The following is a 22,826-nucleotide window of genomic DNA, read 5'->3' as shown; positions in this document are numbered from 1 at the left end:
CCCACCGGCCGTGACCTTTTGCTGGTTCGGCGCCACGGGAGACCGTGGCGCTTTTTTTATTCCCGCTTTTTCATTCCCGCTTTTTCATCCCTTCAGGCTCGCGGCCTATGCGAAAAAAAACGCCACGGTTTCCCGTGGCGTTCTCTGCAGAAGCATCGCTAGACGATGCCGGGCACGATCACCCTGCCGTTGCGGCCGAAGCGGCCGCCGGCGCGCTCGCCGCACCGTAATCGGCCGGCGCGTCGGCCTCACGCGGCGTCTCGCCGGCATGCTCGATCCAGCCGCCGCCGAGCGCACGGTACAGATCGACCAGATTGGTCTGCCGGGCAAGCTGCGTCTGGATCAGCGTCTGCTGCGCGGCGTACAGGTTGGTCTGGGCCGTCAACACCGAAAGATAGCTGTCCACACCATTCTTGTAACGCAGATCCGAAAGATCCAGGCTCCGCTGGTTGGCGAACGTGTCGCGCTCGAGCGCCGCGATCTGCTGATCGTAGGTGCCGCGCGCGGCAAGCCCGTCCGCGACCTCGCGGAACGCCGACTGGATCGCCTTCTCGTAGTTCGCGATCTCGATGCGCTTCTGGATGTTCGCGTAGTCCAGGTTCGCCAGATTCTGGCCGCCCGTGAAGATCGGCATCGTGATCTGCGGTACGAAGGTCCACGCCGCCGTGCCCGCCTTGAAGAGATCGCCAAGAGACAGGCTTTCCGTGCCGAAGGAGCCCGTCAGCGAGATCTGCGGGAAGAACGCCGCGCGCGCCGCGCCGATGTTCGCGTTCGCGGCAAGCAGGGTCTCCTCGGCCTCCATGATGTCCGGACGCCGCGTAAGCAGGTCGGATGGAAGCCCGGCGGGAATGTCGGTCAGCAGATTCTGCGAATTGAGCGGCAGCCCCGGCGGCAGGTCGGCCGGCAGCGGTTCGCCGATCAGCAGCACGAGCGCGTTCTCGGCCTGCGCGCGAGCGCGCAGTTGCGCCTGCAGGTTGGCCTGCGCGGTCTCGACCACGGTCTGCGCCTGGCGCAGATCGAGTTCGGTGCCCGTCCCGTTGTCGAACTGGGCCTTCGTGATGGTGTACTGATCCTGCGCCGTCTTCAGCGTGTTCTGCGTGACCTTCAGCAACTCGTCATCCGCCAGCATCGTCAGATACTGGTCCGCGACCTGCGAAACGAGCGAGATTTCCGCCGCCTTGCGCGCCTGCGCCGTCGAAAGGTACTGCGCCAGCGCCTGGTCCTTCAGGCTGCGGATACGCCCCCAGAAATCGATTTCCCAGGACGCCTGCAGGCCCACGTTGTACGTGCTGTACGGATTTTGCGGGATGAACTGGAAGTCCTTGGGAACGCGTTGGCGATTGTCCGACCCGACGGCATCGAGAGTCGGCAGAAGCTGCGCACGCGTGATCCGGTACTGCGCGCGCGCCGCCTCGACATTCAGCACCGAAACGCGCAGGTCGCGGTTGTTCTTCAGCGCGAGATCGACGAGCTCCTGCAAACGCGGATCGGTAAAGAAGTCGCGCCAGCCGATGTCGGTGGCAGCCGAGCCGTTGGCGCTGCGGCCGTTCTGCACGCCGCCAGGCTGCCCCGGCTGCGTCGCGTAGACGCCGCCTTCGGGGAAAGTCTGCGTGACCGGTGCTTCGGGCCGGTGATACCACGGCTCCATCGTGCAGCCCGCGAGGACGGTGGTGGCCACTGCGGCGGCCACTGCAATTGCGGATAGTTTTTGCATCTCAGTGTCCTTCCTTGCCCGGGCCGTTGTCACCACCGCTGCGCCCACCATTGCCGCCGGCGTTTCCACCCTGGCCACCACCGTTCGCATCGTCGTGGTCGTGCGCATGGTGCTCTTCATAGTGCTCGAGCGCCGCGGCCGGATCTTCCTTCTCACCCGCGAACTTCGCGCGAATCACGACGAAGAACATCGGGATCATGAAGATCGCGAGGAACGTAGCCGTGATCATGCCGCCGATCACGCCCGTACCGATGGCGTGCTGGCTCGCCGAGCCCGCGCCGTTGCTGATCGCGAGCGGCAACACGCCCAGAATGAACGCCATCGACGTCATCAGGATCGGACGCAGCCGCAGACGCGAAGCTTCGAGCGCCGCCTCGATCGGCCCCATCTTGCCGTCGGCCTGCAGGTCGCGCGCGAACTCCACGATCAGAATCGCGTTCTTCGCCGAAAGACCCACCGTGGTCAGCAGACCCACCTGGAAGAACACGTCGTTTTCCAGTCCGCGCAGCGTCACCGCGAGCAGCGCGCCGAGCACGCCCAGCGGCACCACCATGATGACCGCGAACGGGATCGACCAGCTCTCATACAGCGCCGCCAGACACAGGAACACGACGAGGATCGAGATGCCGTAGAGGATCGGCGCCTGCGAGCCCGACTGGATTTCCTGGAACGACAGGCCGGTCCATTCGTAGCCGACGCCCGCGGGCAGCTTCGCCGCGATCTGCTCCATGGCCGTCATCGCCTGGCCCGTCGACTTGCCCGCGCCCGCCTGCCCCTGGATTTCGATCGACGAAATACCGTTGTAGCGTTCGAGCTTCGGCGAGCCGTAAGTCCATTGGCCGGTGGCGAACGAGCTGAACGGCACCATCCCGCCCGCACCGTTGCGCACGTACCAGATGTTCAGGTCCGACGGGTTCATGCGGAACGGCGCGTCGGCCATCACGTACACCTTCTTGATCCGGCCGTCGGTGTCGAGGAAGTTGTTCACGTACGACGACGCCCACGCGATCGAGAACGTCTGGTCGATGGCCGCCGCCGTCACGCCGAGCGCATTCGCCTTCTCGCGGTCGATATCCACCTTGTACTGCGGCGTATCGTTCAGGCCGTTCGGGCGCACGAGCGCGAGCGTCGGGTTCTGCGCCGCCATGCCGAGCAGCATGTTGCGCGCTTCCATCAGCTTCTCGTGACCGACACCGCCGCGGTCTTCCAGCTCGAAGTCGAAGCCCGATGCCGTGCCCAGCTCGGGAATCGACGGCGGATTCACCGGAATCACCAGCGCGTCCTTGTAGCCCGCGTAGCGGCCGAACATGCGGCGCACCAGTGCCTGAACCTTCTGGTCCGCGTGCTGGCGCTCCTTGTAGTCCTTCATCCTCACGAACACGAGACCCGCGTTCTGGCCGCGGCCCGCGAAACTGAAGCCGTTCACCGTGAACACCGATTCGACGATGCTCTTCTCGTCGGTGAGCAGGTAGTTCTCGATGTTGTCGAGCGTGCGCTCCGTGGTTTCCTGCGTCGAGCCGGAAGGCGTCTGCACGAGCACGAACATCGTGCCCTGGTCCTCATCGGGCAGGAACGACTTCGGCAGACGCACGAACAGCATGCCCACCGCGACGATCACCGCCAGATAGATGATGAGCCAGCGCCCCGAGCGCTTGATCACGTGGTACACGCCGCTGTGGTACTTGTCGCGGCTCGTTTCGAAGGTCCGGTTGAACCAGCCGAAGAAGCCCTTCTTCTCTTCGTGGTGACCCTGCGGAATCGGCTTGAGGATCGTCGCGCAGAGTGCCGGCGTGAGAATCAGCGCGACCATCACGGACAGCACCATCGCGGCCACGATCGTCAGCGAGAACTGCCGGTAGATGGCGCCCACCGAGCCGCCCGAGAACGCCACCGGCACGAACACCGCGGAGAGCACGAGCGCCACGCCGACGAGTGCGCCGGTGATCTGGCCCATCGCCTTCTTCGTGGCCTCCTTCGGTGACAGCCCCTCCTCCACCATCACCCGCTCGACGTTCTCCACGACCACGATCGCGTCGTCCACGAGCAGGCCGATCGCCAGCACGAGACCGAACATCGAGAGCGTGTTGATCGAGAAGCCCACCGCCGCCATGATCGCGAAGGTGCCGAGCAGCACCACCGGCACCGCGATGGTCGGAATCAGCGTCGCGCGCAGGTTCTGCAGGAACAGATACATCACGAGGAACACGAGCACGATGCCTTCCAGCAGCGTCTTGATCACTTCCTCGATCGACAGGCGCACGAACGGCGTCGTGTCGTACGGATACTTCACGACGAGACCATGCGGGAAGTACTTCGAGAGCTGGTCGACCTTTTCGCGCACGAGCTTCGCCGTTTGCAGCGCATTCGCCCCCGTCGCGAGCTGAATGCCGAGACCGGCGGTCGGCGAACCGTTGTACTTCGTGTCGAAGTTGTAGTTTTCGCCGCCGAGCGAGATGCGGGCCACGTCCTTCAGCAGCACGCGCGAACCGTCCTGGTTCACCTTCAGCAGGATGTTGCCGAACTCCTCGGGCGTGTGCAGCAGCGTCGATTCGGTGATGGTCGCCTGGAACGACTGCCCCGCCACCGAAGGCGTGCCGCCGAGCTGGCCGCCCGCGATCTGCACGTTCTGCGCGGCGATCGCATTGCTGACGTCGACGGGCGTCAAGCCGTAGTTGTTCAGCCGGTTCGGGTCGAGCCAGATCCGCATCGCGTACTGCGAGCCGAACAGCGTGACGATACCCACGCCGTCGATCCGGCTGACCGGATCTTCGACGTTCGACGCCACATAGTTCGCGAGGTCGTACTTCGACATGCTGTGGTCTTCGGACACGAACGCGAGCACGAGCAGGAAGCTGCTGCTCGACTTCGTGACCTTGATGCCGAGCTCCTGCACCACCTGCGGCAGGATCGGCGTGGCGAGCTGCAGCTTGTTCTGCACCTGCACCTGCGCAATGTCCGGGTTGGTGCCCGCAGCGAAGGTCAGCGTGATCGTGGCCGTGCCCGAGTCGTCACTGGTGGACGAGAGATACAGCAGGTGATCGAGACCGCTCATCTGCTGCTCGATGACCTGCGTGACCGTGTCTTCCACCGTCTTCGCGGACGCGCCCGGGTAGGTCGCGGTGATCTGGATGGCCGGCGGCGCAATGGTCGGATACTGCGCCACCGGCAGCGTGAACACCGAGGCCACGCCCGCCAGCATCAGGATGATGGCGATCACCCACGCAAAAATCGGGCGATCGATAAAAAACTTTGCCATGAAGCAGGCTCCCTGTTATTGCGCGGCGGAGGCGGCAGGCGCGGCGGACGCCGCCGCTTGTGCGTGCCCTGCCTGCGCACCCGAGGCGGCGCCACCCGCAGTGCTCGCGGCGGACGTCGTCATGTCCGCCGAAGGCGCGCCCGGCGGGGGCGGCGGCGGCAATTGCGCGTCGACGGCCTTCACGGTCGCGCCCGGGCGCACTTTCTCGGTACCCTGCACGATCACGCGGTCACCCGGATTCAGGCCGCTGTCGACGATCCAGTCCTGGCCCTGCGTGCCCGAAGTCTGGATGACGTGCGATTCGACCTTGTTGGCACTGTCGACGACCAACACCGACGCCTGGCCCTTCTGGTCGTGCTGCACGCCGATCTGCGGCACGAGGTACGCGCTGTCGTTCACGCCTTCCTCGATACGCGCGCGCACGAACATGCCCGGCAGCAGCACGCGGTCGGGATTCGGGAACAGCGCGCGGACCGTCACCGAGCCCGTGGTCTGGTCGACCGTCACGTCGGTGAACTGCAGCTTGCCCTGCTCCTTGTAGCTGCGGCCGTCTTCCAGCACGAGCGTGACCTTGGCGGCATTCGGGCCGCTCGTCTTCAGGCGCCCTTCCTGGACGTCGCGGCGCAGTTTGAGGCCGTCGAGACTCGACTGCGTGAGGTCGACGTACATGGGATCGAGCTGCTGCACGGTGGACATCAGCGTGGCCTGGCTCGCCTGCACGTAGGCGCCCGGCGTGACCTGCGAAATCCCGACCTGGCCCGTGACGGGCGAGATGACATCCGTATAGCCGAGGTTGATCTGCGCGGTATCGACGGAGGCCTTACCGGCGTCGACGTCCGCCTGCGCCTGGCCCTGGGCCGCGACGGCGTTGTCGTAGTCCTGCTTCGACACGGCGTTCGCGGCAACGAGCACCTTGTAGCGCGCCACGAGCGCGTTCTGCGTGACGAGATTGGCCTGCGCCTTGGCGAGCGTGGCCTTCGCGCTGTTCAGCGCGGCGATGTAGGGCGCCGGGTCGATCTTGTAGAGCCGCTGACCGGCCTTGACGATGGCGCCTTCGGTGAATTCGCGGCGCAGCACGATCCCGTCGACCCGCGCGCGCACCTGCGCGACGAGGAAGGCGTTGGTGCGGCCCGGCAGTTCGGTGACGACCGGCACGGCGGTCGGCTGGACCGTCACGACGCCCACTTCGGGCGTTTGCTGCTGCGGCGCCGACTGCTGTTGCCCGCACGCTGCGAGCACGACGGCAGCCGTCGCGATACTGATCAGGTGGAATGGAACCCGTTCGACGCGCATGGAGCGACCTCTGTCTATAGCTGACAAAAAAAGAGCATGCGGCGCCCCACTGAGGGCGGGACGGCAACGCACGCCAGCATCTGGCAATACCTGACGGATAACCTTGACTTCTTCGAGGCGCAGTTCCGGCCAGCGCATCCGTCCTGGCTGTTTTGCGGCGCCGCCTTGACGACGGCATCGCGCATTGGGGTTTCTACGGCCACGCGGGCCAGTGACGGATAGTAACCGGACATTCACCAATCAGATACCAGGTGGTGGGGTGCTATTATAGATACATTCGCGAACGAATGTTTAAGAACGAAACGTCATTCCTGACGGCTATCTCCAGGGCAATCTGCGCGTCCCAGATTCCAGGCGCAGCAGATATTTCGGTAGTCGCTTACAAAAACCCCACACCCTCGTTATTCATACAACACGCAGAACCATGGCCCGACGCACGAAAGAGGAAGCGCAGGAGACGCGCAACCGGATCCTCGACGCCGCCGAGCACGTCTTCTTCGAGAAGGGCGTCTCGCGCACATCCCTCGCCGATATCGCCCAGGCCGCCGGCGTTACGCGCGGCGCGATCTACTGGCACTTCGAGAACAAGGGAGACGTGTTCACGGCCATGTTCGACCGCGTATTGCTGCCGCTCGACGAACTCAAAGCCGCCACGGTCGATCCCTCCGAACCGGATCCGCTCGGGCGCATTCGCGACCTGTGCGTGACGTGCCTGCGCGACACGGCGACGGACGCCCGGCGCCGCCGCGTGTTCGAAATCCTGTTTATGAAGTGCGAGTTCGTGGAGGAGATGGGACCGGTGATGGCGCGTCACCAGTCCAACATGCGCGAAGGGCTCGCGCGGATCGACGAGGGTCTGCGCAACGCGATGTCCAAAGGCCAGTTGCCGGCGGATCTCGATGCGGCGCGCGGCGCGCGCCTGCTGCACTCGTTCATCACGGGCATGCTGCACGACATGGCGATCCTGCCCGACGTGTTCGACGTCGCCACCTACGCGCAGCGGCATGTGGAGGGGATGCTCGACATGCTGCGCTATAGCCCGGCGCTGCGCATGGGCGCGGGAGCGCCCGGCGCAGCGGACTGAGCGGCCGAACGGGTTGCTTCGGGGCGGTGCTTCGGCGTGCGTCAGCTTTCGGCGAAGCGCCGCGCCGCATATAGCAGCAGCGCGACGAAGAAGATCAGCGCGGCCCACGCCCAGTTGGGCATGGCGTGGGGCGTGGGTTCGGGGTGCAATGTGCTGGCGGCGCGCCCGCTCAGCGTGCCCCCGGTGTGCTGCGGCAACAGATGCGCGCGGCGCGCGACACCCGCCAGATTGATCGGCCGCAGGAACACGTGGCTGCGGCGCGGCTCCTTGCCCGCGGCGCGATTCGGCGCCTTGCCGTGCTTCGCTTCGATGACGGCGCAGAATTCGGTGAAGAAATCGTCGGCGACTTCGCGCAGCGCATTTTCGAGCTGGCGCGACGGCAATCCGGCGAGCGGCCCCGTGAGCGTCGCCCAGAGCGAGTAGTCGATGCGCGTGTTCGCGCCCTTCAGGAGACCGGCCGGCCCGCCCGGATGATCGTCGGCGCGCAGCGCGATGTCGATCTGCCCGCGCAGCGACCCGATGCCGTCGGCGCGCGCGCGAAAGCTCAGCACGCGGCGCGGCGTAGTCGGTACCTGCGAGGCATCGCCGGCGATGTGAGCGCGCACTTCGTAGCGCGCGCGCAACGGCCCGAGCGGCACGGTCAGCGTCAGCGCAAACTCGCCCGGCGCGAGGCGCCGGAACGACTCGCAGTACTCCATGCTCGCGCGCACGAGCGCGCTGTCTTGCAGCGCCTCCCAGACGACGGACGGCGCAAGCGGAATGCGTAATGCGTCGTTCAGTTCCATGGCGGCTCCCCCGAATGCGCGTTCGTACCGGTCAGGATGTCTGATCGATCCGGTCCACGCGCGAAGCGTAAAACGCCAGATAGCCCTTGATGCCGTTTGCGCCCTCGATCGGCGCTTCGTAGCTCCACGCAACGTCCTCGACGCGACCGTCTTCGGTGCGCAGATGGAAATACGACGCCTCGCCCTTGTACGGGCAGCGCGACGTGCGAGAGGAGCGCTCGAGCCGCGCCATGTTCACGTCGGCGCGGGGAATATAGAACACGTCGGGATAGCCGGTTTCCGATAGCGTGAGGGCCGCAAGCGTGTCGGCAATCGTGATCCCGCCATGGATCACGCGCACGCGATGGCGATTCGCGCCGATGTCGATGCGATGACCGGCGTCCTTTTCATTGGCGGTGTTCGCCATGTCCGGCTCCCTGTCTGATCGCGGCGGCGCCTCGCGGGGCGTCCCGTCTGGCCGGCGAGTCTGCGCCCGCCGGGCCGATGCCATGCGCACGGCGCATGAGCGTCGCGCACCGTTTCCGGCTGGCGCGCCTGCAGCGCGCGGCCAGCCCTGCCTTCATTATCGGCGAAAGTCCGCTCGATTGCTCAACCCGATCGCGCAAACTCCGGCGGCGGCACGCCGCCCAGCCGGGGGCGCCGTCTTACCAGTTGAACGCCGCGCGAGCGCCGCCGTTCGCGCCCACCGTCACGGCGCTCGTCTTGTCGACGCCCGCGTGTCTCGCATGCACCGTATAGCGGCCCGGCGGCAGCTTCACGAGCATGTACGGACCGCGCGACGTCGTGTCGAGGAGGTTTGCGCCGTGCGCGTCGGCGATCTGCACGCGCACGTCGGCAAGAAACTCGCCGCCGGGCCCCGTGAAGCGCAGCGCGAGCGGCCACCGGTGCTCGGCGTGTTGCAGCGCCTTCGATTCGTCCTGGCCGACACCGCCCGACACGAACGACACGTCGCCCTGCTGCTGGATCTGCGGCATACCTGTGCCGTTGACGTTGCCGGCGCTCGTATTGTCGGCGCTCGAGCCGCCGACCGTGCCGCCGGCGTTGTTTTGCTGCGCCGCGGCAGTCCCCATGAAACCGAGCGCGAGCGCCGCAGAGAGCAGGACCGAAGCGATGGGACGTGTGGAGATGGACGTTTTCATTGTGACCGCTCCTTTACAGGTTGCCTGGGAGATGAGGACGCGCAAAGAGCATGCCCGCATCGTCCAGCCGAAGAACCAATAGATATAGGTGATTTCTGTGTCAAATGTTGCGGATCGCGGCACGGCGGGCGAACGGACCGGCCTCCGAAAACGACACTGCCACCGTGGCATGAGGCCAACAGCGGCAGCGATTAACACAAAGGGCACGATCAGCCCGGGATCAGCCGACAATCAGCCGAGATCGACCGGCACGAAGATCTGCGCGTTGTCGCGCTGGATCAGAAGCGCAATGCTGTTGCCGGCTTGCGCGATCATCTGCTTGAGCTGGTCGGCGGTCGACACCGGACGGCCGTTCACCGCGAGGATGACGTCGCCGGGCTGGATGCCGGCATTCTCCGCCGCGCCGTCCGCCTGCTCGACCATCAGGCCGTGATCGACCGAGTCGTTGCTCTTTTCGTCCGGCGTGAGCTGACGCACCGCCACGCCGAGCCGGCTCTGCATCTGCGCGCCTTGCCCGTCGCTCGACGCCACCTTCGCGTCGGAGAGCGCGCCGATGGTCGCGCTGAAGTCCTTCGTCGACTTGTCGCGCCACACCTGGATATCGGCCTTGGTGCCCGGCTTCATGCCCGCGATCATCGACGGCAGGTCGGACGAGTCGTCCACCGCCTGGCCGTTGACGGCGACAATGACGTCGCCAGGCTTGAGCCCCGCCTTCGCGGCCGGACCGCCCGCGTCGACGGAACTTACGAGCGCGCCGTGCGGCTTGTCCATGCCGAACGAGTTGGCAAGCGTCTGGTTCATCGACTGCACCGCCACGCCGAGGCGGCCGCGGCTCACGTGGCCGGTCTTGACGAGCTCGTCCTTGACCTTCATCGCCTCGTCGATCGGAATGGCGAACGAAAGGCCCTGGAAGCCGCCCGTCTGCGAGTAGATCATCGAGTTGATGCCGATCACTTCGCCGTTCAGGTTGAAGAGCGGGCCGCCCGAGTTGCCGGGGTTGACCGGCACGTCGGTCTGGATGAAAGGCGTGTAGTTCTCGTCCGGCAGCGAGCGCGACTTGGCGCTGATGATGCCCGAGGTCACGGTGTTGTCGAAGCCGTAGGGCGAACCGATTGCGACCACCCACTGGCCCACCTTGCTCTGGTGCGGGTCGCCGATCTTCACGGTCGGCAGGTTCTTCGCGTCGATCTTCAGCACGGCGACGTCGGACTGCTTGTCCGCGCCGACCACTTTCGCCTTGAATTCACGCTTGTCGGTGAGCTTCACGGTCACGACGTTCGCGCCGTCCACGACGTGCGCATTCGTCAGAATATAGCCGTCCGGGCTGATGATGAACCCGGAGCCGAGGCTCGTGCTAGGCGCATCGGACTGGCCGCCGTCGTCGCCGCCACCGCCGGGGACGCCGCCGTAGAAGTGCTTGAAGAACTGGTAGAACGGATCGCTCGGATCGATGGGCAGCTGTTGCGGACCGCCGCCCTTCATCGCCGTCTGCTTGACCACGTGCTTCGCGCTGATGTTGACGACCGCCGGCCCATAGGTTTCGACGAGTCCGGAGAAGTCGGGAATGCCGGTCTTGGCGGCCGCTTCCGCCGGCATCATCGCGGCCTGCGCCGGCGTGATGACCTGCGGGGCCGGAACGTCGCGGCGACCCGCCACGTAGCCCGCCGACAACGCGACGGCAACGGCGATCGCCACGGCACTGCGGGTGAAGACTTTGGTGTTCATTGCGGACTCCTTGAAGCGGCGTACTGTCACGACGATACGAAGACTAAGGGGTGTCACTTAAAAGAGCCTTAAGCACGCTGCGCCCCATGCGGAAAAGTTCCCCGCGGCTGATCGTAGCGGCAGGTGGCGGCGCGTGGCATGCCGTTGGCATCAGAAACGCACCTCGACCAGCAGACCGCCCGCAGCCGAATCGCCAAGCGAGATTCTGGCATCGTGCTGGTCGGCAATGCGGCGCACGATGGCGAGACCGAGCCCCGTGCCCGAAATGTCGGTGCGGGCGCGCGCCGCCCCGGGGCCGACGCGGTAGAAGCGGTCGAACACACGGCTGCGCTCCTCCACGGGAATTCCCGGACCGCTGTCCGCGATACGCACGACGGGATGCCCGTCCTCCACGCGCAGGCAGACATCCGCGCGGCCGCCCGGCGGCGTGTATTTCGTTGCGTTGTCCAGCAGGTTGTTGAGCATCACGCGCAGCGCATCGGCATCGCCATGCACCGACGCCGCCGCGCTCTCCTCGATGCCGAGATCGACACCGCGCTGCTGCGCGACGGGCGCATAGGCCGCGACGCAATCGTCGAGCAGCGCGTGCAGGTCGACGCTGCACTCGCGCGCATGCCCATCGGGCTCGGAGCGCGCGAGCGCGAGCAACTGCTCGGCGAGACGCGTGGCGCGCGTGACGCCCGCCTGCAGATCGCCGAGCGCCTCGCGGCGCGTCTCGTCGTCCTTTGCGCGCGCAACCAGTTGCGCCTGGATCTGCACGGCCGCGAGCGGCGTGCGCAGTTCGTGCGCCGCGTCGGCGACAAAGGCCTTTTGCGTGTCGATCGCCTGCGCAAGCCGATCGAGCAGCGCATTGAGGGCGTGCACGAGCGGCATGACTTCGCGCGGCAATCGTTGCTCGGGCAACGGGTCGAGCGCCTCGGGATGGCGCGTATCGAGCGCGCGCGCCACGCGCGCGAGCGGCGCGAGCCCGCGGCCCACGACGAGCCAGACCGCCAGCCCGAGAAAGGGCAACAGGACGATCAGCGGCCACAGCGTGCGCAGCGCGACGTTCGCGGCAAGCCGGTTGCGCACCGACACGGGCTGGGCAAGCTGCACGACGTTGTCGCCGACGATCGCGCCATACACGCGCCAGTCGCCGCGGTCGGTGCGCTCGGTCGAAAAGCCCAGCTCGGCGCGCGGCGCAAGCGGCGCGCGCGGGTGCGAGTAATACATCAGGACTCCGTTGCGATTCCAGATCTGCAGGACGATGCCTTCATTGCCGGTATCGCGCGAACTCAGAATTTCGTTGAACGGCTCCGAGGGCAGCGCCTCGGCGATCTCCTGCAACTGGTAGTCGAACAGCTCGTTGGCCTCGGCCAGCGCCTGGCGATAGATCAGCCAGCCCGCGAGCCCGACGCCCGCCACGACGAGCGCGAGCAGCCAGAACAGCAGTTGTCGTCGGATGGAACTCATCGGCGCGTGGATCTCCTGTCGATGGAACCCGGCGCTTCAGCGCCTCGTCCCATCCCATGCAAAGCGGGTCGTGTCACGCGTCTTTCGCGATCATGTAACCGAGCCCGCGCACGTTGCGGATCAGGTCGGCGCCCAGCTTCTTGCGCAGGGCGTGGATATACACCTCGACGGTATTGCTGCCGATCTCCTCGCCCCAGCCGTACATCTTCTCTTCGAGCTGGCTCTTCGAAAGCACGGCGCCCGGCCGCGCGATCAGCGCTTCGAGCAGCGCGAATTCGCGCGCCGACAATGCGATCGGCACGCCGTCCTGGGTCACCTGATGCGACGCCGGATCGAGCGTGATCGAACCGTGCCGGATCATCGACTCGCTGCGGCCCGACTGGCGCCGGATCAGCGCGCGCATGCGCGCGCCGAGCTCGTCGAGATCGAAAGGCTTGATCAGGTAGTCGTCGGCGCCGGCGTCGAGCCCCTTCACGCGGTCGGCGATCGCGTCGCGCGCCGTGAGGATCAGCACCGGCACCGAAAGGCCGCGCGCGCGCAGCGTGCGCAGCACGTCGAGCCCGTCGCGCTTGGGCAGGCCCAGATCAAGCAGCATCAGATCGTAAGGTTCGCCGGTGACGGCCGAAAGCGCCGAGTCGCCGTCTTCGACCCAGTCCACCGCAAAACCTTCGCCGCGCAGCGCCTTGCGCACGCCCTCGGCGATCATGCGGTCATCTTCGACTAGCAGTATTCGCATCGTAATCAAACGGCAAGGCGGCGCAGCCGCCTTGCACAGGGTTCGGACAGTTGCATTCTAGCGCCCCGGATGCACCGTGGCGCCAGCGGACCGCGCACGGCAAATCGCAGGCTTTTTGTGGTGAGTTTGCGCGCGGGCCACGCGAGGTCTTTACAATGTGCGCTTTTGCGGCGCACGCCGCCCCTGCACTGCCCGCTTTCGTCCGACGCTCTCATGCTTGCCACGCTGCTGCCCGCTTCGATGCCCCCCGCGCTGTCCCGCGTTTGCTCCGTATTTCGCACTACATTTCGCTCTATGGCACGCCGTCCCGCGCCGCGCACCGCCGCGCGCACGCTGCCGGCGATCCGCCTCGCCTGCGCCTTTCTCGCGGCGGGCTGCGCCGCTGTGCCCGCGGCCTACGCCCAGCCCGAGGGCGCGCGCCTGCCCACGGTCAACGTGAGCACCACGCTGCCGCCCTCGGTAATGGCCGGACTCGAACATGCGCATGTGCCGCTTTCGGCAATCAGCGTCGTGATCGAAAAGGTCGGCGACCGCCAGCCCAGCGTCGCGGTCAATGCCGGCCAGCCGATGATGCCCGCCTCCACGATGAAGCTCGTCACGACCTACAGCGGCCTTGCGCTGCTCGGCCCCGACTATCGCTGGAAAACGACTGCCTACACCGATGGCGAGGTCGACGCCGCGGGCACGCTGCACGGCAATCTCTACATCAAGGGCACGGGCGACCCGAAACTCGTGCCCGAGGAACTGATCGACCTCGTGCAGAAGATCCGCGCGGCGGGCATTGCGCGCATCGAGGGCGCGCTCGTGCTCGACAAGAGCGAGTTCGACGTGTCGACACGCGATCTGCCCTCGTTCGACGGCGACGAAAATGCGCCCTACAACGTGGGCCCCGATCCGTTGATGTACGCGTTCAAGTCGCTCTCGTTCACCTTCGCGCCCTCGCGCGACGGCGTGACGATCGACGTCGTGCCGCCCGTCGCGCAGTGGCAGATCGACAACCGGGTCCGCGAGCGTGCGGGCGCCTGCCGGGGCCTCCTCCCCTCGCCGCAGATCGTCCCCGGCCAGAACGGCCTCGTCACCGCGAGCTTCGACGGCAGCTATGCGCTTCGCTGCGGCGAGCGCACGATCAACATGGCCGCGCCCGTCGACCACAGCACTTTCTTCGCCGACGGCTTCCTCGCGCTATGGCAACAAGCGGGCGGCACCTTCGGCGGCACCGTGCAGAACGGCGTCGTGCCGCCGCAGGCGCGCGTTGTCGCGGTTCACGAAAGTCCGCCGCTTGCCGACGTCGTGCACGACATCAACAAGTTCAGCAATAACGTGATGGCGCGCAATCTGTTCCTCACGCTCGGCGCCGTGGAGGGCAAGCCGCCCGCCACCACCGCGAAGGCCGCGGCCGCCGTTGGCGCGTTCCTGCGCAAGAGCGGCATTAACATGCCCGAACTCGTCCTCGACAACGGCTGCGGCCTCTCGCGCGAGGAGCACATCAGCGCCCTCTCGCTCGCGAACCTGCTGCAGGCCGCGAACGCCAGCCCCGTGGCCCAGCCGTTCATCGACTCGCTGCCGGTGCCCGGCGTGGACGGCACGATGCGCAACCGCCTCACCCATGCCGCGGTGGAGGGCAACGCCCATATCAAGACCGGCACGCTGCGCGACGTGCGCGCAATCGCAGGTTACGTCGCGGCGCAAACGGGCGAGACGTGGATCGTCGTGAGCATCATCAACGATCCGCACGCGGAAGGCGCGCGCGAAGCGCACGACGCCCTGCTCGAATGGGTCTACAACGGCATGCCGGAAGAGGCGCCGATGTACGTGCAGGCGCATCCGAAGCGCGCGCCCAAGCCGGTCCGTAAAAACCCGCAACGCCGCCACGCGTACTGAGCACACATCGGCCGCGCCGCCCGTCCCGGGGGCGGTGGACCGAAGCATTCCTCTAGCAAAGCCGCGTGAGGCGCGCGCGTTAGACGTGTACCCTGACGGGCATCGTCCGGCGGCGCGCAAGCAACGCGCGCCGGCGCGACAGGACAACGAACGGACAACAATGCCGCGCTGCACCGCAGCGCCGCCACCGGGACGGAGGAGGAGGACGCTCATGCAGTTCGATGCGCAATGGCTGCTGCTCGCGCTCGCGCCCGTCTTTCTCGCCGGCATCGGCTGGGAGGCCTGGCACTTCGCCCGCACGCGGCCCGGCACTACCCTCTATAGCTGGCCCGACACGCTTTGCAACGCCGCGCTCGCGCTGATGCACCAGGGCGCCGACAAGCTCGCCTGGCTCGTCGCGATCCCCGTCTACGCTTACGTCTACCGGCATTTCCGCATCGTTTCGTGGCAGCCCGGATGGCTCGCGTGGATCGTGCTGTTCGTCGCCCAGGATCTCCTCTACTACGGGTTTCATCGCGCGAGCCACCGCGTGCGCTGGCTCTGGGCTGCACATGTGGTCCACCATTCGTCGGGCCGGCTCAATCTCTCGACGGCGTTTCGCCAGAGCCTCATGTACCCGGTCGCGGGCATGTGGATGTTCTGGATTCCGCTTGCCTTGATCGGCTTCACGCCCATGCAGATCGTCGGCATCGTGCTCGTCAATCTCGCGTTCCAGTTCTTCGTCCATACCCAGGCCATCGGCAAGCTCGGCTGGCTCGAGTACGTGCTCAATACGCCTTCGATGCATCGCGTTCATCACGCCCGCAACGACCGCTATATCGACCGCAACTACGCCGGCGTGCTCGCGATCTGGGACCGGCTGTTCGGCAGCTACGTCGAGGAAGACGCGGGCGATCCGCCGGTGTACGGCATCGTCGAGCCGCTCGATACGTATAACCCGCTCAAGGCGACCTTCCACGAGTGGATTTCGATGGCGCGCGACTTCACGCGGATGCGCGGCTGGCGCGAGCGCTGCGCTGCGCTGTTCGCGCCGCCCGAATGGGCCGTGCGACATCATGCGCAACGCATCGCCCTGACCGGTGGAGAAGCCTGGGTGCCGCAACAAAACAACACCAGGGGCGCGCAGGGATCGCGCGAAGCCTGAAAGATTCGGTAGTCTGTCGGCCTCGCCCCAAGGGGAAACCGCGAAACAAGGCAAGGCCGGCGTTACATGGCATCAAAGGCCACAACAGAGGAGATGAAGTGAATATGAAGCATCGAGCACCGGGACACCGTACGCTGCTGCGCACGACGCAGATCGCCATGGCGAGCGCGGCCTTCGCGCTGCTGGCCGCTTGCGGCGGCGGTGGCGGGGGAAGCAGCAGCTCCAGTTCGACGCCGCCGGGCGGCGTCAATCTGCAGGTCGTGACGTTCGGCGACAGTCTCTCCGACGCCGGCACCTATTCGCCGAACATCCTGCCGGGCTTCGGCGGCGGCCGCTTCACGACGAACCCGGGCCAGGTGTGGACGCAGAACGTCGCCCAATACTATGGCAACACACTTACACCGGCCTTCGAAGGCGGCTTCGGCGTGACGCCCTATGCCACGGGCGGCCTCGGCTACGCGCAGGGCGGCGCGGACGTGGTCCTGGCCGAAGGCGAAGGCTGGGCGCCGGACAACGCCGCGGCCACGACGATGCCGGTCGTGACGCAGGTGCAGAACTACCTCAGCACCTACAAGGCGTTCAATTCGAACCAGCTCATCCTGGTCGACGGCGGCGCTAACGACATCTTCCAGTGGGCGACGACCGCAAACCTGACCGCGCTCGGCACGGCGCTGCAGACCGAATACCCGGTGGAAGTGCAGAACGGCGCACTGCCGGCCACGCAGGCCGGCCAGGTGGAATTCATCGCCGGCTACCTGCAGCAAACCAATGCCCAGATCGCCACGGCCGCCGCGGCGATGGCGCAGCAGATCCAGACCATCGTCAGTTCGGGCGCGAAGCACGTGGTGTTCATGACCGTACCCGATATCGGCCAGACGCCGCTCGGCGTGGCAGCGAACGCCCAGCAGGCTGGCGCCGCGGCGCTGCTGACCGGCATCAGCGCCGCGTACAACGGCATGGTCGAGCAGCTCATCGCGCCGCAGATCCAGTCCGGCGCCGTGATCATCGCCGATGCGTTCACGTGGTTCGATACGGTCCTGCTGCCGGATTACCAGTCGCTGGGCTTCACCGTGTCGAACACCGGCACCGCCTGCAATCTCGCGGCGATGGAAGCCAACGCAACGGCCTACGCGCAGAAGAACCCGTCGGTGCTCGCGGGTACCGGCCTGACCGCGGCGGAGTACGGCACGCAGTTCGGCTCGTCGCTGTTCTGCTCGCCGTCCACCTACACGGTCGCGGGCGCGGACCAGAGCTATGTCTTCGCGGACACGGTCCACCCGACCACCCATACGCATGCGCTCTTCGCCCAGTTCGTCGAGCAGACGATTGCAAAGACGGGGCTTGGGAAGTAAGCGTTCTGCCGCCCGCTCTTTTTTGGAGCGCCTTCGATGTAAAAAACCCGGCTCGCCTTCCAGCAAGCCGGGTTTTTGTTTTCGACCGATGGATTGCGCGGCGCGCAACGCGCCCTACTCCCCCTGCGCCTCGAACGCCGCCGCAGCCCGCCCAAGTCGGTCGTTCACGGCGATCCACTCGATCGTCTCCGGCAACTTTTCGATAAGAATGCGCGCGACATTCGCCCGATCGAGCGCGCGCAGCAGGCTGTAGAGTTCGCGCGCGTAGGCCTGGGGGTCTTCCGGCGCGGCGACGAAATGCACGTGAGGCGCACTCGCCCACGCGAGCGCGCGCGAAGCGCGCGCCACCAGCGCCACCGCTTCGCCCTGTGCGGCCGCCGTTGCCAGCAGCGGCTCCAGCGCCTCGAACGGCAGCAGCGCGAGCGGCGTGCGCGGCGCATAGTGCGCCTTCAGCGTGCCGGAGGCGCGCGGCGCCGTGGCGTCCGAGCCATCCGGCAGACGCGGCGCCTCGCCGAGCACCCGTGCGATATCGTCCGGCGTGATGTGCCCGGGGCGCAGCAGCGCGGGAAAACCGCGCGACAAATCGAGAATCGTCGATTCGATACCGACGTCGCACGCGCCGCCGTCGAGCACATGCACGGCCTTGCCGAACTCGTCGCGCACGTGTTGCGCCGTAGTCGGGCTCACATGGCCGAAGCGGTTCGCCGAAGGCGCGGCGATACCGCCGTGGCCGCCGCGACGCTTCGAGAATGCCGCCAGCAGCTTTTGCGCGACCGGATGCGACGGGCAACGCAGCCCGACCGAGTCCTGGCCGCCGCTCACCGCATCGGGAATGCGCGCATGGCGCTTGACGATCAGGGTGAGCGGACCGGGCCAGAACGCGGCAACGAGTTTCTGCGCCGTCTCGGGCCACTCGGCCGCCCAGTAACCGGGATCGCCGCCTGGCGGCAGATGCACGATCACCGGGTGATTCGCCGGCCGTCCCTTGGCCGCATAGATACGCGCGACAGCGTCAGGACTCGCGGCGTCGCCGCCGAGGCCGTAGACGGTCTCGGTCGGGAACGCCACCAGTTCGCCCGCGTCGAGCAACGCGGCAGCCTCGTCGATATCGGCGTCGGTCGGAGGCGGCACGGCGCCGGATTGCAGATCGGTCATGGCGTCGGGCTTGTCAGCTCGTGACGATGTGCAAAAGGCGCGCACAGTCTCGCGCGGCCGTGCGCGCTTCTTCGAGCGTGGCCGCCGTGAAATTCACGTGGCCCATCTTGCGGCCCGGGCGCGCATCTTCCTTGCCGTACAGATGCAGGCGTGCAGCCGGCATCGCGGCCACCTGGTCCCACGGCGGCGTGATGGGCGCAGACCCCGAACGGGGACCCTGCGGGGCCTTGGCCTCGCCGGCACCGGCCGGGAACCACACGTCGCCGAGGATATTGAGCATCACGGCCGGCGAGTGCTGACGCGTATCGCCGAGCGGCATGCCCGTCATCGCGCGCACCTGCTGCTCGAACTGGCTCGTGGCGCATGCGTCGGTCGTGTAGTGGCCCGAGTTGTGCGGGCGCGGGGCCATTTCGTTGGCGACGAGCGAGCCGTCCTCCAGCACGAAAAATTCCACGCAGAGCACGCCTACGTAGCCGAGCTTCGCCGCGATCTGCAGCGCCGCCTGCTGGGCCTGCTGCACGAGCGCCGGGCCCGCGTCGGGCGCCGGAACGATCGTGTGCGAAAGCACGCCGTTACGGTGCGTGTTCTGCGCGAGCGGGTAGACCACGCTCGCGCCGGTGCTGCCGCGCGCGATCAGCGCGCTCACCTCGAACTTCAGCGGCAGGCGCTTTTCCAGCACGCACGGCACGCCGCCGAGCGCGGCATGCGCCTCGCGCACTTCGTCGGCATTGCCCACGCGCACCTGCCCCTTGCCGTCGTAGCCCAGGCGCGCGGTCTTGAGAATGCCCGGCAGCACGGCGGCGAGGGTGGCATTGTCGATGGCGGCAAGCGCCTCGGACGACTCGATCACCACGTGCGGCGCCACCGGCACGCCCGCCGATGCGATAAAGCGCTTTTCCGCGATGCGGTCCTGCGCCACGGCCACGCAGCGCCCGGCGGGGGCCACGAACGTGGACTTCGCGAGTGCGTCGAGGCTCGCGGACGGCACGTTCTCGAATTCGGTCGAGATGGCGGCGCACAGGCGCGAAAGCTCGGTGAGCGCGGCTTCGTCGTCGTAGGCCGCGCACAGATGGCGGTCCGCGACGGCGCCCGCCGGGCTTCCCGCATCGGGGTCGAGCACGGCGACGCGATAGCCCATCGCCTGGGCCGCAAAGCAGAACATGCGGCCGAGCTGGCCGCCACCCACCATGCCAAGCCAGGCGCCGGGCAGGATCGGTGAAACCGGAGTGTTGTCAGGGTTCATTTCAATGGTCGGTCGCGGCTGGCCGCGACGCGCGGACAGACCGGGGGTTTAACGTCGAGGCAGGAAGCCCCGCCCCGACGGTGGCACTCACAGCGCTGGCAACGCCATCGCGTGCGCGGCTTCGTTCTGGCGCACGCGGAAAGCCGCGAGCTTGTTCGCGTATTCGACGTCGGTGACGCTCAGGATCGAGACGGCAAAGAGCGCCGCGTTGGCCGCGCCCGCTTCGCCGATGGCAAAGGTCGCAACCGGCACGCCCTTGGGCATCTGCACGATCGAATGCAGCGAATCCACGCCCTTCAGATACTGGCTCGCCACCGGTACGCCGAGCACGGGCACGGTAGTCTTGGCCGCCAGCATGCCCGGCAGATGCGCCGCGCCGCCCGCGCCCGCGATGATCGCACGCAGGCCGCGCTCGCGGGCCTTTTCGGCGTACTCGAACATCTCGTCGGGCATGCGGTGCGCCGAGACCACCTTCGCCTCGTACGCGACGCCGAATTCCTGCAGGATCGCGACCGCGTGCTTCATGGTTTCCCAGTCGGAGCTGGAGCCCATCAGCACGCCGACGAGCGGCGCCGCATGCTGGTGAGCCGTCTGGACTTCACTCATTGCCTTCTCTTCCCCGCTTCTTCACAGTTTTACGCCAGCTTCTGGCCGGTCAGGCGCTCAAGCGCTTCCTGATACTTCGCCGAGGTCTTCTCGACCACTTCGTCGGGCAACTTCGGCGCCGGCGGCTCCTTCTTCCAGTCCTGGGTTTCGAGCCAGTCGCGCACGAACTGCTTGTCGAACGACGGCGGGTTCGAGCCCACCTGGTACTGATCGGCCGGCCAGAAGCGCGACGAGTCGGCGGTAAGCGCCTCGTCCATCAAATAGAGCTGGCCGTGGTTGTCGAGACCGAATTCGAACTTCGTGTCGGCGATGATGATGCCGCGCGTCGCGGCGTAGTCGGCCGCTTCCTGGTACAGCCTGATCGAAATTGCTTTGATGGTGCGCGACAGCTCGGTGCCGATGCGGCGCTCCATCTCTTCGTAGGTGATGTTCTCGTCGTGGTGGCCCATTTCGGCCTTCGCCGCGGGCGTGAAGATCGGCTCGGGCAGCTTCTGTGCGTTCTGCAGACCCGGCGGCAGCTCCACGCCACACACGGCGCCCGTCGCCTGGTAGTCCTTCCAGCCGCTGCCGGCCAGGTAGCCGCGCACCACGGCCTCGACGAGGATCGGCTCCAGGCGCTTCACGACGACCGCGCGGCCCTTCACCTGCTCCGCTTCGTCCGCCGCCACGACCGTCTCGGGCGCGATGTCCGTGAGGTGGTTCGGCACGACGTGCTTCAGCTTCTCGAACCAGAAATCGGCCATCTGGTTGAGCACCTGGCCCTTCTTCGGAATCGGCTCGCCCATGATCACGTCGAATGCCGAAAGGCGGTCGGTGGTGACGATCAGCAGCTTGTCGTTGCCCACGGCATAGTTGTCGCGGACCTTGCCGCGGCCGAGAAGCGGCAGCGAGCGGAGCGTGGATTCGTAAAGGGTAGACATCGTCGTGTTTCGCTATGAGAACGTGGCGGGACCGGTGGGAAAACCGGACCAATAGGGTAAATCAAAAAGCTTGTCGCCGTTTCCCCAACCTGCGGAAACGGCGACGATCCTGCAATGCTTCGGCAAGGGGCCCGCCGTGCCGGCCAGGCCTCTTTCCAGGCAAACCCGCGCTCGTTAGCGAACGATCTGCGCAAGCTCGCCCGACTTGTACTTCTCGGCGATCTTGTCCAGCGACACGGGCTTGATCTTGCCCGCCTGGCCTTCGCAGCCGAACGCCAGGAAGCGGTCCAGGCACACCTTCTTCGCCGCTTCGCGGGCCGGCTTCAGGTAGTCGCGCGGATCGAACTTCGACGGATTCTGGTACATGTAGCGACGGATCGCACCGGTAATCGCGAGGCGCAGGTCCGTGTCGATGTTGATCTTGCGCACGCCGTGACGGATGCCTTCCTGGATCTCCTCCACCGGCACGCCGTAGGTTTCCTTCATGTCGCCGCCGAACTCGCGGATCTCGGCCAGCAGTTCCTGCGGCACCGACGACGACCCGTGCATCACGAGGTGCGTGTTCGGAATGCGCGCATGGATTTCCTTGATGCGCTGGATCGACAGGATATCGCCCGTGGGCTTTTTCGAAAACTTGTAGGCGCCATGCGAGGTGCCGATCGCAATCGCGAGCGCGTCGCATTGCGTCAGCTTCACGAAGTCGGCGGCCTGCTCCGGATCGGTCAGGAGCTGCTCGCGCGTCATCGTGCCTTCGGCGCCGTGACCGTCTTCCTTGTCGCCCTTCATCGTTTCCAGCGAACCGAGCACGCCCAGTTCCGCTTCCACCGTCACGCCGATCGAGTGCGCCATTTCCACGACTTTGCGCGACACTTCGACGTTGTAATCGTAAGATGCCACCGTCTTGCCGTCGGCTTCGAGCGAGCCGTCCATCATGACGCTGGTGAAACCGCTGCGGATCGCCGCCGTGCAGACCGCCGGCGACTGGCCGTGGTCCTGGTGCATCACGACGGGAATATGCGGATACGACTCGACGGCGGCTTCGATCAGGTGGCGCAGAAACGGTTCGCCCGCATATTTGCGCGCGCCCGCCGACGCCTGCATGATCACCGGCGAACCCACCTGGTCGGCCGCGGCCATGATGGCCTGGACTTGTTCCAGATTGTTCACGTTGAACGCCGGCAGACCGTAGCCGTGTTCAGCCGCGTGGTCGAGCAGTTGACGCATTGAAACGAGAGGCATTGTGCTACTCCTTTGATATGAAACGAAATCCTGCGTTTCGCCGGCCATCTGACGCGGCCGGTCAAAGGCGACCCAAAGGCCGCCGCCCGCGTGCTCGTCGAG

18 protein-coding genes are annotated in these 22,826 nt (G+C 66.5%); 4 read left to right on the top strand and 14 right to left on the bottom strand.

What is annotated here, in order from left to right; genetic code table 11:
- Positions 1-178: 178 nt before the first annotated feature.
- Genes WJ542_RS07045 through WJ542_RS07035 form a run of 3 tightly spaced genes read right to left on the bottom strand, consistent with a single transcriptional unit; the run spans position 179 to position 6,263 of the window.
- Positions 179-1,714: an efflux transporter outer membrane subunit gene (locus WJ542_RS07045; protein WP_411188580.1), complete on the bottom strand. Its 1,536-nt coding sequence runs from the start codon at positions 1,712-1,714 to the stop codon at positions 179-181.
- A gap of 1 nt (position 1,715) precedes the next feature.
- The gene (locus WJ542_RS07040; protein WP_411188579.1) at positions 1,716-4,970 is read right to left on the bottom strand and encodes an efflux RND transporter permease subunit; all 3,255 of its coding nucleotides are present in this window, start codon (positions 4,968-4,970) and stop codon (positions 1,716-1,718) included.
- Between the two features lie 15 nt (positions 4,971-4,985).
- The gene (locus WJ542_RS07035) at positions 4,986-6,263 is read right to left on the bottom strand and encodes an efflux RND transporter periplasmic adaptor subunit (protein ID WP_411188578.1); all 1,278 of its coding nucleotides are present in this window, start codon (positions 6,261-6,263) and stop codon (positions 4,986-4,988) included.
- 424 nt (positions 6,264-6,687) lie between these two features.
- On the opposite strand from WJ542_RS07035, the gene WJ542_RS07030 reads away from it, so the two are divergent.
- Positions 6,688-7,347, top strand: a complete 660-nt coding sequence (locus WJ542_RS07030; protein ID WP_411188577.1) for a TetR family transcriptional regulator — start codon at positions 6,688-6,690, stop codon at positions 7,345-7,347.
- Between the two features lie 41 nt (positions 7,348-7,388).
- Here WJ542_RS07030 and WJ542_RS07025 read toward each other — a convergent pair whose 3' ends face one another.
- From WJ542_RS07025 to WJ542_RS07000, 6 genes are all read right to left on the bottom strand, one after another.
- A complete protein-coding gene (locus WJ542_RS07025; RefSeq protein WP_411188576.1) occupies positions 7,389-8,132 on the bottom strand; it encodes an SRPBCC family protein in 744 nt (247 codons plus the stop codon).
- A gap of 31 nt (positions 8,133-8,163) precedes the next feature.
- Positions 8,164-8,538: a DUF427 domain-containing protein gene (locus tag WJ542_RS07020; RefSeq protein ID WP_411188575.1), complete on the bottom strand. Its 375-nt coding sequence runs from the start codon at positions 8,536-8,538 to the stop codon at positions 8,164-8,166.
- Between the two features lie 238 nt (positions 8,539-8,776).
- Positions 8,777-9,271, bottom strand: coding sequence for a peptidase associated/transthyretin-like domain-containing protein (locus WJ542_RS07015; RefSeq protein ID WP_411188574.1), 495 nt, complete (start codon positions 9,269-9,271; stop codon positions 8,777-8,779).
- 231 nt (positions 9,272-9,502) lie between these two features.
- Complete coding sequence (locus WJ542_RS07010; RefSeq protein WP_411188573.1) at positions 9,503-10,996, bottom strand: DegQ family serine endoprotease; 1,494 nt, start codon at positions 10,994-10,996, stop codon at positions 9,503-9,505.
- 150 nt (positions 10,997-11,146) lie between these two features.
- A complete protein-coding gene (locus WJ542_RS07005) occupies positions 11,147-12,448 on the bottom strand; it encodes an ATP-binding protein (protein ID WP_411188572.1) in 1,302 nt (433 codons plus the stop codon).
- Between the two features lie 73 nt (positions 12,449-12,521).
- The gene (locus WJ542_RS07000) at positions 12,522-13,184 is read right to left on the bottom strand and encodes a response regulator (protein WP_411188571.1); all 663 of its coding nucleotides are present in this window, start codon (positions 13,182-13,184) and stop codon (positions 12,522-12,524) included.
- Positions 13,185-13,424: 240 nt separating this feature from the next.
- On the opposite strand from WJ542_RS07000, the gene dacB reads away from it, so the two are divergent.
- The 3 genes from dacB to WJ542_RS06985 all read left to right on the top strand — a co-directional run bounded on the left by dacB (position 13,425) and on the right by WJ542_RS06985 (position 17,561).
- The gene (gene dacB / locus WJ542_RS06995; RefSeq protein WP_462848045.1) at positions 13,425-15,065 is read left to right on the top strand and encodes a D-alanyl-D-alanine carboxypeptidase/D-alanyl-D-alanine endopeptidase; all 1,641 of its coding nucleotides are present in this window, start codon (positions 13,425-13,427) and stop codon (positions 15,063-15,065) included.
- 211 nt (positions 15,066-15,276) lie between these two features.
- The gene (locus WJ542_RS06990; RefSeq protein WP_411188569.1) at positions 15,277-16,209 is read left to right on the top strand and encodes a sterol desaturase family protein; all 933 of its coding nucleotides are present in this window, start codon (positions 15,277-15,279) and stop codon (positions 16,207-16,209) included.
- Positions 16,210-16,313: 104 nt separating this feature from the next.
- The gene (locus tag WJ542_RS06985; protein WP_411188568.1) at positions 16,314-17,561 is read left to right on the top strand and encodes an SGNH/GDSL hydrolase family protein; all 1,248 of its coding nucleotides are present in this window, start codon (positions 16,314-16,316) and stop codon (positions 17,559-17,561) included.
- A 114-nt stretch (positions 17,562-17,675) separates the two neighbouring features.
- Here the strand turns inward: WJ542_RS06985 and WJ542_RS06980 are convergent, their stop codons facing one another.
- From WJ542_RS06980 to fba, 5 genes are all read right to left on the bottom strand, one after another.
- Positions 17,676-18,716: an L-threonylcarbamoyladenylate synthase gene (locus tag WJ542_RS06980; protein ID WP_411188567.1), complete on the bottom strand. Its 1,041-nt coding sequence runs from the start codon at positions 18,714-18,716 to the stop codon at positions 17,676-17,678.
- A gap of 13 nt (positions 18,717-18,729) precedes the next feature.
- Positions 18,730-19,959: a 5-(carboxyamino)imidazole ribonucleotide synthase gene (locus WJ542_RS06975; protein ID WP_411188566.1), complete on the bottom strand. Its 1,230-nt coding sequence runs from the start codon at positions 19,957-19,959 to the stop codon at positions 18,730-18,732.
- A gap of 87 nt (positions 19,960-20,046) precedes the next feature.
- The gene (purE, locus tag WJ542_RS06970; protein WP_411188565.1) at positions 20,047-20,565 is read right to left on the bottom strand and encodes a 5-(carboxyamino)imidazole ribonucleotide mutase; all 519 of its coding nucleotides are present in this window, start codon (positions 20,563-20,565) and stop codon (positions 20,047-20,049) included.
- Between the two features lie 29 nt (positions 20,566-20,594).
- Positions 20,595-21,485 carry a phosphoribosylaminoimidazolesuccinocarboxamide synthase gene (locus WJ542_RS06965; protein ID WP_411188564.1) on the bottom strand — a complete coding sequence of 297 codons (891 nt, stop codon included), beginning with the start codon at positions 21,483-21,485 and terminating at the stop codon, positions 20,595-20,597.
- A 174-nt stretch (positions 21,486-21,659) separates the two neighbouring features.
- Positions 21,660-22,724: a class II fructose-bisphosphate aldolase gene (gene fba / locus WJ542_RS06960; RefSeq protein WP_411188563.1), complete on the bottom strand. Its 1,065-nt coding sequence runs from the start codon at positions 22,722-22,724 to the stop codon at positions 21,660-21,662.
- Positions 22,725-22,826 lie beyond the last annotated feature (102 nt).

It is taken from the genome of Paraburkholderia yinzeri, from assembly GCF_046581065.1.
Classification (GTDB): Bacteria; Pseudomonadota; Gammaproteobacteria; order Burkholderiales; family Burkholderiaceae; genus Paraburkholderia.
This window is presented reverse-complemented; position numbering and strand designations above follow the sequence as displayed.